The 15,839-nt window shown below is 69.6% G+C and carries 13 protein-coding genes; 1 reads left to right on the plus strand and 12 read right to left on the minus strand.

Annotation, left to right across the window (positions count from 1 at the left end):
• From ctaD to BOSE127_RS05535, 4 genes are all read right to left on the minus strand, one after another.
• Entirely contained in the window at positions 1-1,737 is a 1,737-nt protein-coding gene (ctaD, locus tag BOSE127_RS05520) for an aa3-type cytochrome oxidase subunit I (RefSeq protein WP_201300432.1), read from the minus strand.
• 11 nt (positions 1,738-1,748) lie between these two features.
• On the minus strand, positions 1,749-2,651 hold the full coding sequence (gene ctaC, locus BOSE127_RS05525; RefSeq protein WP_031259441.1) for an aa3-type cytochrome oxidase subunit II: 903 nt from the start codon (positions 2,649-2,651) through the stop codon (positions 1,749-1,751).
• A 290-nt stretch (positions 2,652-2,941) separates the two neighbouring features.
• Complete coding sequence (locus BOSE127_RS05530) at positions 2,942-3,310, minus strand: HesB/IscA family protein (protein WP_017886642.1); 369 nt, start codon at positions 3,308-3,310, stop codon at positions 2,942-2,944.
• A gap of 58 nt (positions 3,311-3,368) precedes the next feature.
• On the minus strand, positions 3,369-4,820 hold the full coding sequence (locus BOSE127_RS05535) for a dipeptidase (protein WP_017886641.1): 1,452 nt from the start codon (positions 4,818-4,820) through the stop codon (positions 3,369-3,371).
• Between the two features lie 52 nt (positions 4,821-4,872).
• Between BOSE127_RS05535 and BOSE127_RS05540 the strand changes: the two genes are divergently transcribed.
• Complete coding sequence (locus BOSE127_RS05540; protein ID WP_017886640.1) at positions 4,873-5,448, plus strand: DUF3043 domain-containing protein; 576 nt, start codon at positions 4,873-4,875, stop codon at positions 5,446-5,448.
• Between the two features lie 232 nt (positions 5,449-5,680).
• On the opposite strand, the gene BOSE127_RS05545 is transcribed toward BOSE127_RS05540, so the two are convergent.
• The 8 genes from BOSE127_RS05545 to BOSE127_RS05580 form a co-directional block, all read right to left on the minus strand.
• Positions 5,681-6,757: a quinone-dependent dihydroorotate dehydrogenase gene (locus BOSE127_RS05545; protein ID WP_082046807.1), complete on the minus strand. Its 1,077-nt coding sequence runs from the start codon at positions 6,755-6,757 to the stop codon at positions 5,681-5,683.
• Positions 6,754-7,254, minus strand: coding sequence for a transcriptional regulator NrdR (gene nrdR, locus BOSE127_RS05550; protein WP_017886638.1), 501 nt, complete (start codon positions 7,252-7,254; stop codon positions 6,754-6,756). The genes BOSE127_RS05545 and nrdR overlap by 4 nt, the downstream gene beginning before the upstream one ends.
• A 13-nt stretch (positions 7,255-7,267) precedes the next feature.
• Positions 7,268-8,575, minus strand: coding sequence for a histidinol dehydrogenase (gene hisD, locus BOSE127_RS05555; RefSeq protein ID WP_071251372.1), 1,308 nt, complete (start codon positions 8,573-8,575; stop codon positions 7,268-7,270).
• On the minus strand, positions 8,572-9,426 hold the full coding sequence (locus tag BOSE127_RS05560) for a hypothetical protein (protein ID WP_159556483.1): 855 nt from the start codon (positions 9,424-9,426) through the stop codon (positions 8,572-8,574). The genes hisD and BOSE127_RS05560 overlap by 4 nt, the downstream gene beginning before the upstream one ends.
• Positions 9,427-9,436: 10 nt before the next feature.
• On the minus strand, positions 9,437-12,916 hold the full coding sequence (gene dnaE, locus BOSE127_RS05565; RefSeq protein ID WP_236559583.1) for a DNA polymerase III subunit alpha: 3,480 nt from the start codon (positions 12,914-12,916) through the stop codon (positions 9,437-9,439).
• Positions 12,917-13,417: 501 nt separating this feature from the next.
• Positions 13,418-14,347 carry an RluA family pseudouridine synthase gene (locus BOSE127_RS05570; protein WP_031259437.1) on the minus strand — a complete coding sequence of 310 codons (930 nt, stop codon included), beginning with the start codon at positions 14,345-14,347 and terminating at the stop codon, positions 13,418-13,420.
• Positions 14,344-15,030 (minus strand): signal peptidase II, encoded by a 687-nt coding sequence (lspA, locus tag BOSE127_RS05575; RefSeq protein ID WP_236559507.1) that lies wholly within the window; start codon positions 15,028-15,030, stop codon positions 14,344-14,346. Before lspA ends, BOSE127_RS05570 begins: the two co-directional genes overlap by 4 nt.
• 2 nt (positions 15,031-15,032) lie before the next feature.
• Positions 15,033-15,713 carry a DivIVA domain-containing protein gene (locus BOSE127_RS05580; RefSeq protein WP_031259434.1) on the minus strand — a complete coding sequence of 227 codons (681 nt, stop codon included), beginning with the start codon at positions 15,711-15,713 and terminating at the stop codon, positions 15,033-15,035.
• Positions 15,714-15,839 lie beyond the last annotated feature (126 nt).

Below are 15,839 nucleotides of genomic sequence, written 5' to 3' on the forward strand. Positions count from 1 at the left end.
TTACTTCACCTCGCCCTTCGCGGCGTCGTAGGTCGGGGCATCGGGGGCGTCCTTCGCGGGACCGACACCGATCGGCACACCGGCCTCGGGGTGGTTCAGGTCGAACGCCGGGGACTCCGAACGGATGCGCGGGATCGACGTGAAGTTGTGGCGCGGCGGCGGGCAGGAGGTCGCCCACTCGAGCGAACGGCCGTAGCCCCACGGGTCGTTCACGGCGACCTTCGGTGCGTTCCGAGCGGTCACGTAGACGTTGAAGATGAACGGCAGGAACGAGATCGCGAGGATCATCGAGCCGATCGTCGACAGCTGGTTCATCCACGTGAAGCCGTCGTTCGGCAGGTAGGTCGCGTACCGACGCGGCATGCCGATGACGCCCAGCCAGTGCTGGATGAGGAACGTGGTGTGGAACCCGACGAACAGGAGCCAGAAGTGGATCTTGCCGAGACGCTCGTTGAGCATCTTGCCGGTCCACTTCGGCCACCAGAAGTAGAAGCCGGAGAACATCGCGAACACGACGGTGCCGAAGACCACGTAGTGGAAGTGCGCGACGACGAAGTACGAGTCGGACACGTGGAAGTCGAGCGGCGGCGACGCCAGGATGACGCCGGTCAGACCACCGAACGTGAAGGTGATCAGGAACCCGAGGGCCCAGAGCAGCGGGGTCTCGAACGTGACCGAACCGCGCCACATCGTGCCGACCCAGTTGAAGATCTTCACGCCGGTCGGGACCGCGATGAGCATCGTCATGAGCGAGAACCACGGGAGCAGGACGCCACCGGTGACGTACATGTGGTGTGCCCACACCGTGACCGACAGGGCCGCGATCGAGATGGTCGCGTACACCAGGGTCTTGTAGCCGAAGATCGGCTTGCGGCTGAACACCGGGAAGACCTCGGACACGATGCCGAAGAACGGCAGCGCGATGATGTACACCTCGGGGTGCCCGAAGAACCAGAACAGGTGCTGCCAGAGCAGGGCCCCGCCGTTGGCCGGGTTGAAGATCTGGGCGTTGAACACACGGTCGAGACCGAGGCCGAAGAGCGCCGTCGCGAGGACCGGGAAGGCCATCAGGACGAGGAGCGCGGTCACGAGGGTGTTCCACGTGAAGATCGACATGCGGAACATGGTCAGACCAGGGGCACGCATCGTGATGATCGTGGTGATGAAGTTCACCGCACCGAGGATCGTCGAGAAGCCGGTCATGCCCAGGCCGAAGACCCAGAGTGTCCCGCCGAGCCCTGGTGTGAACGTCGTGTCACTCAGTGGCGCGTAGGCGAACCAGCCGAACGAGGCAGCGCCCTGCGGGGTGAGGAAGCCGCCGACCGCGATGAGCGAACCGAACAGGTAGAGCCAGAAGGCGAACCCGTTGAGTCGCGGGAAGGCGACGTCGGGCGCACCGATCTGGAGCGGCATGATCGCGTTCGCGAAGCCCGAGAACAGCGGCGTCGCGAACATCAGCAGCATGATCGTGCCGTGCATCGTGAACAGCTGGTTGTACTGCTCCTTCGTCGCGACCACGTGCAGGCCGGGTTCGAAGAGCTGGGCACGGATCACGAGGGCCATCACACCTGCGAGCAGGAAGAAGACGAACGACGCGATCAGGTACATGTACCCGATGGTCTTGTGGTCGGTGGAGGTGATCCACCGGACGACGATGTTGCCCTTCCGGCCCACCTTCGACGCCTGGAAGTCCGGCGAAGCGGTCTGGGTCGGTTGGCCGACGAGTGACGTTGTCATCTGACGAGCCCCTACTTGTTCTCGCTGGACGCCTCGACCGGCGCCTTGTTGTTCGGTTCGTTGGTGTTGGTGTTGTACTCGTTGCCGAGCAGACCGACCTTGCCCTGGTCCTTCAGGGTGCCGAGGTACGCCTCGTACTGAGCGGGCGTGACGACCTTCACCTGGAAGAGCATCAGCGAGTGGTACTCACCGCAGAGCTCCGCGCACTTGCCCTGGTACGTGCCGAGCTTCTCCGGGATGAAGTACTCCCAGTTTGTCTTGCCGGGGAGCATGTCCTTCTTGTACAGGAAGTCGATGACCCAGAAGGAGTGGTCGACGTCGCGCGACGAGAGTTCGATCGCGACCTTCTTGCCCTTGGGCAGGTAGAGGGTCGGCAGCTGCGACTCGTCGATCGCCCCCTTGGCGTTCTCTTCTTCCTGGGCCTGGATGCCCTGGTAGTAGACGCTCTCTTCGGGGTTGTCCTTGTTGATGTAGTTGAAGTCCCACGCCCAGCGCTTGCCGTACACGTGCACGGTGGCGTCGGGGTCGGCGAAGGGCTTCTCGATCGCGGCCTGGTCCTTCGCGGTGAAGGCGAAGAAGCCGAGCACCAGGATCAGCGGCACGATCGTGTAGAAGATCTCGAGCGGCATGTTGTACCGCATCTGCACGGGCAGGCCGGTCTGGCCCTTCCGGCGGCGGTAGACGATCGCGGCCCAGATGATCAGGCCCCACACGATCAGACCGACGGCGAGGAGCACGACCCAGCTGGTGGTCCACAGGCCGACGATGCGGCTCGTGTGGTTGGTGACGTTCTTCGTCTCCTCCGTGCCGGGGAGCCATCCGTTCATCTGCTGCTGCGTGCAGCCAGCCAGTGCGATGACCAGACCGACGGCCACCGGGACGGCCGCCCAACGTATACGGCGATTCGAACGCACTGTTACCTCTCGCAAAAGACGTGAGCTTCGGAAGTCAGTCCGTCGTGTCCGACGGCGAGCCGCACGAAGGCGGCGCTTGGCTGGCTCCCAGCTTGATTGGAACACTCCTAGCTTACTCGCAGCTCGCCGCCGCTCGCGCACACACGCCACGGTTCTGGCCTCGATCCGCACGTCGGCGGGCACGATTCCCCCCGGTTCCGCCGCGCCCCGGCGCGCCACGTCCGGTCACACGAACGCGAGCGGGAGCGACCGTTCCGGTCGCTCCCGCTCGCGTGTCGGATCGCTGGCGATCAGTGGAAGCTGTCACCGCAGGCGCAGCTGCCCTGCGCGTTCGGGTTGTCGATCGTGAAGCCCTGCTTCTGGATCGTGTCCTCGAAGTCGATCGTCGCGCCGTCGAGGTACGGGACGCTCATCTTGTCGACGACGACCTCGACCCCGTCGAACTCGGCGGTGACGTCACCGTCGAGCATGCGCTCGTCGAAGTACAGCTGGTAGATCAGGCCCGAGCAGCCACCGGGCTGCACGGCGAGGCGCAGGCGCAGGTCATCGCGGCCCTCTTGCTCGAGCAGGCTCGCCACCTTGCCGGCAGCGGCGTCGCTCAGGAGGACGCCGTGCGACGGGGTCTCGGTCGCCGGTGCTTCGGTGATGGTGTCGCTCATCGCGCGTCTCCCTCCGGGCGGTGCTGGTCACCGCGCCTGGCCTCGATTGTAAGCACCCTCAGCTGCGCGTCGCGAGCCTGGCGAGCAGGATCGTCTCCGACGCGATGGCACGGTGCAGGACGCCGAGGTGCTGCGACTCGTTCGGGCTGTGCGCGCGGGTGTCCGGGTCCTCGACGCCGGTGACCAGGATCTGCGCGTCCGGGAACTCCGCAGCCAGGTCCGACACGAACGGGATCGACCCGCCGATGCCCTGCTCGACCGCCTCGGCACCCCAGCCCTCGCGCATGGCCGTGCGGGCCTCCTGCACGGCCCAGCCGGCGGTGTCGACGAGGAATCCGTCGCCGCTGTCCGGCTCGGTGACCTCCATCCGTGCGCCGAACGGGACGTGCTCGCGCAGGTGCCGTTCGACGGCAGCGGCGGCCTCGCGGGCGTCCTGGCCGGGGGCGACGCGGACCGAGACCCGTGCCGAGACCGTGGGCAGCAGGGTGTTCGAGGCGTTCGCGACGCTCGGCACGTCCATGCCCGTCACCGTGATCGACGGCTGGAACCACATGCGGGACAGCACGGCGCCGGTACCGATCGGGCGCACACCGGGAACGAGTGCGGCGTCAACGGCGAGTTCGTCCTCGGTGCGCTCCGGCACGTCGGCTTCGTACGAGGCCAGCCCCTCGACGGCGACCGACCCGTCGGCGTCGTGCAGCGAGGCGAGCAGCCGCACCATCGGGATCATCGCGTCCGGGGCCGCTCCCCCGAACATGCCGCTGTGGCTGGCGTGCTCGAGCGTGGTCAGGGTGAGCTTGAAGGTGACGTTGCCGCGCAGCGACACCGTGATCGACGGCACCTCGGTCGACCAGTTGTCGCTGTCCGCCACGACGATGACGTCGGCGGCCAGGTGCTCCTTCTGCTCGCGCAGGAAGGTGCGGAACGAGCGGGAGCCGAACTCCTCCTCGCCCTCGACGAACAGCACGATCCCGAGGTCGAGGTCGTCGCCGAACTGGGCGTGCACCGCGCGGAGCGAGGCGATGTGGGTCATCACGCCGGCTTTGTCGTCCGAGGCGCCGCGACCGTACAGGCGGTCACCGCGGAGCGTCGGCTCGAACGGCGGGGTCTCCCACAGGGCCTCGTCGCCCTGCGGCTGCACGTCGTGGTGGGCGTAGAGCATCACCGTCGGCTTGCCGTTCCGCGCCGGGCGCACCGCGAGCACCGCCGGCTGGCCGAGCTCGGTCTCGGCGTCCGCCTCGGCGACGTCGGCGGTCGAGCCGGACACTGCCGACCGCACGATCCGGACGTCGTCCGGGCCGAAGACCCCGGTCGACCGCGCCAGGTCCGCGACGGCCTCGGCACTCGCGCGCACGTTCGACGGGTCGAAGGCCGACCAGGAGACCGACGGCAGGCGTACCAGGGCGGACAGGTCGGCGATCGTCGTGGGCAGGGCCCCCTGGACGTGTTCGCGCAGGGCGTCGAGGAGCGCAGGGTCGGTCGCGGGGCTGTGCTGTTGGCTGTCGGTCATGCCCGGTAATCTAGAGGAGATCCCGCACGCACACCGCCGTTAGGAACGCACCGTGGCGAAGGCAGCCCCCAAGACCAACACGACCGTCAACCCGACCGAGGCCGAGCTCCTCGAGCAGGGCAAGGGCCGCCCGACGCCGTCCCGCCGCGAGCGAGAGGCAGCGAACCGCCGCCCCCTCGTCGGCAACACGCCGGTCGACAAGAAGGCAGCCCGTGCACGCCTCAACTCCGAGCGCGAGCGCGCACGGGTCGGCATGGCCAACGGCGAGGAGCGCTACCTGCCGGCCAAGGACCGCGGTGAGCAGCGACGCTTCGTCCGCGACTGGATCGACGCCCGCTGGAACGTCGGCGAGGTCATGATGCCCGTGCTCGTGCTGTTCCTCATCGTCGGGTTCGCCGCCGCGCAGACCGTGGTCGCGTCCTACTCGCTCCTGCTGGTGTGGGCGTTCGTGGCGCTGTTCGTCATCGACTGCGTGGTGCTCTGGCTGTCGCTCCGCCGCAAGCTCACCACCAAGTTCGGCGACTTCCAGCGCGGCACGTTCCTCTACATCCTGACGCGGGCGTGGCAGCTGCGGTTCCTGCGGCTGCCGAAGCCCCAGGTCCGGCGCGGCGAGTACCCCACGCTCTAGCCACACGCACACGAACCAAGCGCCGCCCGGCCTGCCGGGCGGCGCTTCGTCGTTCCCGCTCCCCTGTTCCCCGCTCCCCCGCTCCGCATCGGTGATCGAGTGAGCAGAACACGACGGGTCGACTGGCGAGCCACGGCGTGTTCTGCTCACCCGATGCGCAGGCGCGCCCCAGGACGGACGGGAGGCCCGTGGCGGCGTCGCCACGGGCCTCCCGTCCGGATGGTGGTCGCGACTAGCGCGCGGCGCGACGCAGCCGACGTCGGCGCAGCCGGTTGATGCGCGCTGCCCAGGTCGGCCCCTCGTAGAGGAACGCCGTGTAGCCCTGCACCAGCGTCGCCCCGGCGTCGATGCGGTCCTGCACGTCCTGCTCGGTGGTCACGCCACCGACGGCGATGACGCAGAAGTCCGCCGGCACGGCGGCGCGGACCCGACGCAGGACCTCGAGCGAACGCGCGGCGACCGGCGCACCGGAGAGTCCACCGGCACCCATCGCCTCGACGTCGGACGGGTCGGCCGTCAGTCCCTCGCGCGCGGTGGTCGTGTTGTTCGCGATCACGCCGGACAGGCCGAGCTCGACCGCCAGGCCCGCGATCGCGTCGATCTGCTCGTCGGTCAGGTCCGGTGCGATCTTGACGAGCACCGGGGTGCGCCCCGCGCCGTCGCGCACCGCGGAGAGCAGCGGTCGGAGCTGGTCGAGTTCCTGCAGTCCGCGCAGACCGGGCGTGTTCGGCGAGCTGACGTTGACCGCCAGGTAGTCCGCGAACGTCGCCAGGCGGCGGGTGGACTCGAGGTAGTCGTCGATGGCGTCCTCGACCGAGACGACCCGGCTCTTGCCGATGTTCACGCCGATCACGGGCCGGCCCGGGTTGCGGCGGGCGCGCTCGAGACGTCGGGCGGCCGCAGCCGCGCCGTGGTTGTTGAAGCCCATGCGGTTGATCAGGGCGCGGTCGCCGATCAGTCGGAACAGGCGCGGGCGCTCGTTGCCGGGCTGCGGCTTTGCGGTGATGGTGCCGACCTCGACGTGGCCGAAGCCGAGCAGGCCGAGCCCGGCGATGCCGCGGGCGTCCTTGTCGAAGCCCGCCGCCAGGCCGAAGCGCGACGGGAAGTGGATGCCCATCGTGGTGATGCCGTCGGCTGCCGACGGGCGGCAGTACCGCTCGACGACCCCGCTCAGGAACGGCACGCGAGGCAGCCCAGCGATGACGGCGAAGGCCAGGTGGTGGGCGCGTTCCGGGTCCATGTTCGCGAACACGGAGCGGAACACGACGCGGTACCCGCCGCGCACGATCCGTTCGGCGATGCCGCTCACGCGCGTGTGCCGGACGGTGCGGACGAGCCGGCGGCGCTGTCGGCCGTCCCGTGGTGGTCGCGACGGAGCTGGCCGATGGCGTCCTCGAAGTCCTCGAGCGAGTCGAACGCCTGGTAGACGCTCGCGAAGCGCAGGTACGCGACCTCGTCGAGCTCCCGCAGGGGCGCGAGGATCGCGAGGCCGATGTCGTTCGCGTCGATCTGGCTGGACCCGGAGGAGCGCACGGTCTCCTCGACGCGCTGCGCGAGGACGGCCAGGTCGCCGTCGGTGACCGGGCGCCCCTGGCACGCCTTGCGCACACCGGAGACGATCTTGTCGCGGCTGAACGGCTCGGTGACGCCGTTGCGCTTCACGACGTTGAGCGATGCGGTCTCGGTGGTCGAGAACCGTCGACCGCAGTTGGGGCACTGTCGACGGCGGCGGATGGAGGTTCCGTCGTCGCTCGTCCGTGAGTCGACGACGCGGGAGTCCGGGTGGCGGCAGAAGGGGCAGAACATGTCGTTCCCCAGGCTATCGGTTCGTGCGCTCCGTCACGGCGGCCCCGTGCGCGGGGAGCTGCTCCTCGGTGGACAGGGCGACGATGTGCGGCGCCACCTCGGCCAGGGCCTCGGGCGTGTACCGGACGATCTGCTGGGGTCGCAGGAACGTCGACGCGGACAGTCCGGACCCGAAGCGGGCCTGGCCGCCGGTCGGCAGCACGTGGTTCGACCCGGCCAGGTAGTCCCCCAGGCTCACCGGCGTGCTCGGTCCGACGAACACCGCACCGGCGGCGTCGATGTCGGCCAGCACGGCGTCGTCGTCGACCGTCTGGATCTCCAGGTGCTCCGGACCGTAGGCGTTGCTCACGGTCGCGGCGTCGGTCAGCGAGTCCACCAGGACGATCGCGGACTGCGGTCCGTCCAGGGCGGTCTGGAGGCGCGCAGCCGTCCCGAGCACCGCCGTGCGTTCCGGGATGGCGGCTTCCACCGCGTCGGCGAACGCCGCGGACGTCGTCACCAGCACGCTGCCGGCCTGCTCGTCGTGCTCGGCCTGGCTGATCAGGTCGGCAGCCACGAACCCCGCGTCGGCGGTGTCGTCCGCGATCACGAGGATCTCGGTCGCGCCGGCCTCGGAGTCGATGCCCACCACGCCGCGCACCAGGCGCTTGGCGGCGGCGACGTAGTTGTTGCCCGGCCCGGTGACCAGGTCGACGGGCTCGAGGTCGAGCTCGGCGACGCCGTACGCCAGCGCGCCGACGGCTCCGGCACCACCCATCGCGTAGACCTCGTCGATGCCGAGCAGCCCCGCCGCGGCGAGGATCGTCGGGTGCACCGCGCCGCCGTGGTCGCGCTGCGGCGGCGACACGAGGGCGATCGAGGGCACGCCCGCGACCTGGGCGGCGACCACGTTCATCACGACGCTGGACGGGTAGACGGCCTTGCCGCCGGGCACGTAGAGCCCGACACGGCGCATCGGCTGCCAGCGCTGGTGGACCTCGGCGCCGTCGGCCAGGGTCGTCACGGACGGAGCGGGGATCTGCGCGGCACTCGCGGCACGGACGCGGCGGATCGCCTCGTCGAGGGCCGCCCGGACCTCGGGGGTGAGCCCGGCCACCGCGGCGGTGATCTCGGCGGCCGGCACCCGCACGTTCGCGGGGGCCCCACCGTCGAAGCGCTCGGCCTGGTCGCGCAGGGCCGCGGCCCCACGGTGTCGGACGTCCTCGATCAACTCGCGCGCGGCGTCGACCGCGTGCGACACGTCACCCGCGGCACGGGGCATGAGTCGGAGGAGTTCGGCACGGGCGGGGAGGCCGCCGCGGAGGTCGATTCGCTGCATCATGAGGCTTCCAGCGTACCGGCGGCGTGCTGCACGACCGCGTCGACCACGGGCCGGTGGCGGGCGACCTGGTCGGTGTCCCACGCGTCGAGCAGGTGCAGCGTGGCGATCCGGAACGCCAGCGCACGGACGAGCAGCTGCGGCCACTCCGGCACGCCGGTCCCGAGCACGCCGAGCCGGCCGACGTCGACCCGGTGCCAGGTCACGGCGTCGACCGCCGCGATCGCGGCACCGAGGCCCGCCGGACGCCAGTACGGCGCCCAGTCGAACACCGTGGGTGGCTCCCCCGGCGTGAAGAGCACGTTGCCGAGCAGGTCACCGTGGACGAGCTGGGACGGGGACGTCACCGGCCGGAACGTCGCCGCCAGGCGGTCCAGCGTCGGATCGTCCGGCAGGGGTTCGCCACCCCAGACCATCCGGTCCGCCCGGCTCCAGGGGTCCTCACGCTGGTCGAGGACTTCGGGACGCGGCAGGTCCGCGACGGCCCGGTGGAAGGCAGCGCCCGCGGCGATGACGTCGTCCACGCGGGTCGGGTCGGTCCAGCCGTCGACCCATCCCCAGGCCTCCCACCCGCCGTCGCCGGTGCCGGTGCCGGAGCCGGAGCCGGAGCCCACGATCCAGTCCCCGGACTCGGCGGCGACCGGACGCGGGGTCCGGAACCCGGCCGTGTGGACGAGCCGGGCCAGCGTGGCGGACCGCCACCGGGCCTCCAGGGGGTCGCCGGACGGCCGGAGCACGACGTCCCCGGCGCGCCACGTCAGCCCGCGGCCGCCGCCGAGCCGCTCGAGCGGGCGGTCGTGCACGCCGAACGCCCGCAGCACGTCCGGGCCCGGCGGCAGCGGCGGACCAGCCATGGCGACGCTCCTAGACCAGGCAGCGGGGTCCGAGCAGGCTCTTCAGCTCGCCGAACAGGTCCGGGGTGAGGTTCACCGGGAACGGCAGCTCGAAGGTGCGTGCCACGTCGTCCTTCAGCAGCTTCAGCCGGACCTCGGTGTCGCCCTGGTGACGGCCGAGCACGGCGGCGAGTTCCGTCACCGTGGTCGTCGTGGCCTGCCGTTCGGGCAGTGACAGGGTGAGCGGGCCGGAACCCATCGCGTCGCCGACGTTCGGCTGGAACATGCTCACCGCGTGCAGGGCCTTGCCGTCGTCGCGGACGTTGACGCGGCCGCGCAGGACGACGATCGAGTCGGCCACCAGGGACGGGCCGAACTCCTGGTACGTCTTGCCCAGGAACATCACCCCGATCTGCCCGCCGAAGTCCTCGATGTCGACGATGCCGTACGGGTTGCCGCTCGTCTTCGCCACCCGGTGCTGCACGCTCGTCAGCAGGCCGGCGACGGTGACCGTCTCACCCTCGATCGAGTCGTCGGCGGTCAGCAGGTCGGCGATGGTGATCGACTGGTGCTTCGCGAGTTCGATCTCGAGCCCGGCGAGCGGGTGGTCGGACACGTAGAGCCCGAGCATGTCCCGCTCGAACGCCAGCTTGTCGCGCTTGGACCACTCCGGCCGGTCCGGCACCTGGGACACCGCGGCGCTCGGGGTGTCCTCGGCGGCCTCGGCGAAGAGCGAGTCGAAGTCGAACCCGACGTTGCCGTGGGCCTCGTCACGCTTGACCTTCACCGCGCCCTCGACGGCGCCCTCGTGGATCTCCACCAGGGCACGGCGGGTGTCCCCGAACTCGTCGAACGCACCAGCCTTGATGAGCGACTCGACCGTGCGCTTGTTCGCCGACGAGATCGGGATCTTGCGCAGGAAGTCGTGGAAGGACTCGAACGCACCCTTCTCGGTCCGGGCCTTGACGATGTCGTCGACCACGTTGAACCCGACGTTGCGGATGGCACCCATGCCGAAGCGGATGTCGTCACCGACTGCGGCGAAGAAGCCGATCGACTCGTTGACGTCCGGCGGCATGACCTTGATGCCCATGCGCCGGCACTCGTTCAGGTACAGGGCGAGCTTGTCACGGGCGTCACCGACCGAGGTCAGCAGGGCCGCCATGTACTCAGCCGGGTAGTGCGCCTTGAGGTACGCGGTCCAGAAGGACACCACACCGTAGGCCGCCGAGTGCGCCTTGTTGAACGCGTAGTCGGAGAAGGGCAGCAGGATGTCCCACAGCGTCTTGATCGCCGCGTCGGAGTAGCCGTTGTCCTTCATGCCCTGCTGGAAGCCCGCGTACTGCTTGTCGAGCTCGGACTTCTTCTTCTTGCCCATCGCGCGGCGGAGGATGTCCGCCTGGCCGAGGGAGAACCCGGCGACCTTCTGCGCGATGGCCATGACCTGCTCCTGGTAGATGATCAGGCCGTAGGTCGTGCCGATGATGTCCTTCAGGGGCTCTTCGAGCTCCGGGTGGATCGGGGTGATCGGCTGCTCGCCGTTCTTGCGGAGCGCGTAGTTCGTGTGCGAGTTCGCACCCATGGGCCCCGGACGGTACAGGGCGATGAGCGCGGAGATGTCCTCGAAGTTGTCGGGCTTCATCAGCCGCAGCAGGCCGCGCATGGGCCCGCCGTCGAGCTGGAACACGCCGAGGGTGTCACCGCGCTGCAGGAGCGCGTACGCCTCGGGGTCCTCGAGCCCCATGTTCTCGAGGTCGAGCTCGGTCCCCCGGTTCGTCTTGATGTTGTCGAGGGCGTCGCTGATGATCGTGAGGTTGCGGAGCCCCAGGAAGTCCATCTTGATCAGGCCGAGCGACTCCGCCGCCGGGTAGTCGAACTGCGTGACGATCTGGCCGTCCTGCTCCCGCTTCATGATCGGGATGATGTCGATCAGCGGGTCGCTCGACATGATGACGCCGGCCGCGTGCACGCCCCACTGGCGCTTCAGCCCCTCGAGCCCGAGCGCCGTGTCGAAGACGGTCTTCGCCTCGGGGTCGGTCTCGACCACGGTGCGGACGTCGACGGCTTCCTTGTAGCGCGGGTGGTCCTTGTCGAAGATCCCGGTGAGCGGGATGTCCTTGCCCATCACGGGCGGTGGCATCGCCTTGGTGAGCTTCTCGCCCATGCCGAACGGGAACCCGAGGACGCGCGAGGAGTCCTTGAGCGCCTGCTTCGCCTTGATCGTGCCGTACGTGACGATCTGCGCCACGCGCTCCGACCCGTACTTCTCGGTGACGTACTTGATCGCCTCACCGCGGCGCCGGTCGTCGAAGTCGACGTCGAAGTCGGGCATCGAGACGCGGTCCGGGTTGAGGAACCGCTCGAAGATCAGACCGTGCCGGATCGGGTCGAGGTCGGTGATGCGCATCGCGTACGCCACCATCGAGCCGGCACCGGAGCCACGCCCCGGACCGACGCGGATGCCGTTGTTCTTGGACCAGTTGATGAAGTCCGCGACCACCAGGAAGTAGCCCGGGAACCCCATCTGGTTGATGATGCCGACCTCGTAGTCGGCGCGGTCCTGCACCTCTTTCGAGATGCCGTCCGGGTACCGGTAGTCCAGCCCCTTCGCGACCTCTTTCTCGAACCAGGAGTGCTCGGTCTCGCCCTCGGGCACCGGGAACTTCGGCATGTAGTTGGCCGAGGTGTCGAACTCGACGTTGCAGCGCTCGGCGATGAGCAGCGTGTTGTCGCAGGCCTCGAGGTTGTCGCGGAAGACGTGCCGCATCTGCGCCGGGGTCTTCAGGTAGAACTCGTCCGCGTCGAACTTGAAGCGGTTCGGGTCGTTGAGGGTCGAGCCGGACTGCACGCAGAGCAGTGCCGCGTGCGACTTGGCGTCGTGGGCGTGCGTGTAGTGCAGGTCGTTCGTGCCGACCAGCGGGATGTCGAGGTCCTTCGCCAGGCGGATCAGGTCGCTCATGATCCGGCGCTCGATCTCGAGCCCGTGGTCCATGACCTCGGCGAAGTAGTTCTCCTTGCCGAAGATGTCGCGGTAGTCGGCGGCGGCCTGCACCGCTTCGTCGTACTGGCCGAGGCGCAGGCGCGTCTGGATCTCCCCCGAGGGGCAGCCCGTCGTGGCGATGATGCCCTGGTGGTACTCCTGCAGGAGCTCGATGTCCATGCGGGGCTTGAAGTAGTAGCCCTCGAGCGACGCCTTGGACGACAACCGGAACAGGTTGTGCATGCCGGTGGTGTTCTCGGCGAACATCGTCATGTGCGTGTACGAGCCCGCACCGGACACGTCGTCGCCGCCGCCGTCACCCCAGCGGACACGGGTCTTGTCGGAGCGGTGCGTGCGGGGCGTGATGTACGCCTCGGTCCCGATGATGGGCTTGACGCCACCGGCCTTGGCGGCCTTCCAGAACTCGAAGGCGCCGAACATGTTGCCGTGGTCGGTCACCGCCACGGCGGGCATCCCCTGCGCGGCGGTCTCCGCCACGAGGTCGGAGAGCCTGGCGGCACCGTCGAGCATCGAGTACTCGCTGTGCACGTGCAGGTGGACGAAGGAGTCGGAATCCGACACGGAACCTCCGGTTCGTACGGTGTGCTGCGGGGTGGGAACAGCCTAACTGCGGCCGCCCACATTCCCGCGCGCGTCGTGGCGGACGGGAGGCTCGGGGCGGGGCCGCACCGCGCCTCCAGACCGGCATCGGGTCGCGACACGCGCAGGGCGCGCCGCCGAGCGGGCAGGACACGCCACACGCGCGCCGCCGCGGGTGCAGAACGCGTCGCCTGACGGCTCCGCAGCCGACAGTTCGCGACCCCTCGGCGAAAGAGACCGGGCGGGGCGGACGGCAGGCTCGGGGCGGGCCCGCACCGCGCCTCCAGACCGGCATCGGATCGCGACACGCGCGGCGCGCGCCGCCGAGCGGGCAAGACACGCCGCATGCGCGCCGCCGCGTGTGCAGCAGGCGTCGCCTGGCGGCGCCGCAGCCGACACGTCGTGACCCCTCGGAACGAGCGGCCGGGTGTGTCAGAGCGACGCGCTCCGGATCTGCTCCAGCGCTGCCTGCAGGTCGTCCGGGTACTGCGCCTCGAACGACACCCACTCGCCCGTGCGGGGGTGGTCGAAGCCCAACCGGACGGCGTCGAGCCACTGGCGGGTCAGCCCGAGCTCGGCCGCCAGCACCGGGTCGGCACCGTACATCGTGTCGCCGACGAGCGGGTGGCGGGTCGCGGCCATGTGCACCCGGATCTGGTGCGTGCGCCCGGTCTCCAGGTGCACCTCGAGCAGGGTCGCGGAGCGGAAGGCCTCGAGCGTCTCGTAGTGGGTGACGCTCGGCTTGCCCTCCGACGTGACCGCGAACTTCCAGTCGCTCGACGGGTGCCGACCGATCGGGGCGTCGATCGTGCCGGAGGTCGGGTCGGGGTGGCCCTGCGCGAGCGCGTGGTAGACCTTCTCGACCGTGCGCTCCTTGAACGCCCGCTTGAGGTGTGTGTACGCCAGCTCGGTCTTCGCGACGACCATCAGGCCCGAGGTCCCGACGTCCAGCCGGTGCACGATCCCGGCGCGTTCGGCGGCCCCGGAGGTCGCGATGGTGAACCCGGCGGCGGCGAGGCCCCCGGGCACGGTCGGCCCGTCCCACCCCGGCGAGGGGTGCGCGGCGACCCCGACGGGCTTGTCCACGACGACGATGTCCTCGTCGTCGTGCACGATCGTCATGCCAGGCACGGCTGCCGGCACGATGCGCGGCGGCTCCTTCGGGGTCCACTCGACCTCGAGCCAGGAGTCGGCGTGCAGGCGGTCCGACTTGTCGACGGGGACGCCGTCGACGCGGACGCCGCCCGCGGCGACGACGTCGGCCGCGAACGAACGGCTGAAGCCGAGGAGCTTCGCGATGGCTGCGTCGACGCGCTCACCGGCGAGCCCGTCGGGCACGGGAAGAGAACGCGATTCGGTCACGTGGCGTCGTGGCCCAGCGTGTCGCGACGGTCGCCGTCGTTCGGCCTGGAGGCACGGGTCGGCTCGTCGAGAGCCGCATCGGTCGACGAGAACGCGGCCCCACCGTCGAGCGGCTGCGCCGGGTCGGCCGGCTCCGCCGCGTCGAGCTGCGCCTGGCGCTTGGCCGAGAGCGTGCGGGTGCCGTCGAGGTTCACCCCGAGGATCACCAGCAGCACGAAGACCACCATGCTGATGCAGATGAAGGAGTCGGCGACGTTGTAGATCGCCGGCATCATCCAGGGGGTCGAGATGAAGTCGACCACGTGCCCCCGACCGAACCCGGGTTCACGGAAGAGCCGGTCGAGCAGGTTGCCCAGCGCACCGCCGAGCAGCATGCCGAGCACGATCGCCCACCACATCGACCGGATGCGACGCGAGTACACGATGATCGCGACGACGACCGCGGCCGAGATGACCGAGAACACCCAGGTCATGTTCACCGCGAACGAGAACGCGGCCCCCGGATTCCGGACGTACAGGAACTGCAACACCCCGCCCAGGACCGGCACGGGGGTGCCGTACGGCAGGTTCGCGACGACCAGCGTCTTGGCGACCTGGTCGAACGCCACCACCACGACAGCGGCGAAGGCCAGTGCCGCGATAGCGCGGACACTGACCTTCGCTCGTGATGCTGGTCGCGACAACGTCAGTTGCCGAAGCCCTGCGCCGAAGCCGGCGCCGGGGTGAGACCGGACTGCTCGCCCGAGGAGTCGAGCTCGGAGAGCTGCCCCTGGATGTAGCTCTTGAGCTGCGCACGGTAGTCGCGCTCGAACGTCCGGAGCTCGTCGATCTTGCCCTCGAGCTGGCGCTGCTCCTGCTCGAGCACCGCGACACGCTGACGGTTCGTGTTCTCGGTGTCGGCGATGATCTGGCGCTGCTTCGCCTCGGCCTCGGAGACCAGGCGAGCCGCCTGGGCGGTGCCCTCGGCGATGAGCGCGTCGCGCTTCTCGATGCCCTCGCGCACGTGCTCCTCGTGGAGACGACGCGCCAGGGTCAGGAGGTTCGTGGTGCCCTCGGTGTCCTCGTCGGCGGGGACCGTCGTGACCGGAGCGGCCGCGGCGACCGGAGCGGGCTCCGGTGCTGCCTCGACCGGTGCCGGCGTGGGCTCCGGTTCCGCTGCGGGAGCGGGCTGCTCGGCCTGCGCCGACTGCGGGGCCGACTCGGCCGCCTGCAGGCGCTGGCGGAGCTCGTCGTTCTCCGCGGTCAGGCGACGGAGCTCGACCACGACCTCGTCGAGGAAGTCATCGACCTCGTCCTGGTCGTAGCCCTCGCGGAACTTCGTCGGCTGGAACCGCTTGTTGACTACGTCTTCCGGCGTCAAAGCCATTGCCGTCACCTCAATAGAACTGCTGAACGTGTGGAACCGCATGCGGTGCGACCGAACTTACCAGTCGTACCGTGCGGTGCGGATGCGCCACCGGAGCGGGCATCGATCCCGACCACCGTACACCGA

Origin of the sequence: Curtobacterium sp. 8I-2, assembly GCF_902506155.1 — a bacterium.
Lineage (GTDB): Bacteria > Actinomycetota > Actinomycetes > Actinomycetales > Microbacteriaceae > Curtobacterium > Curtobacterium poinsettiae.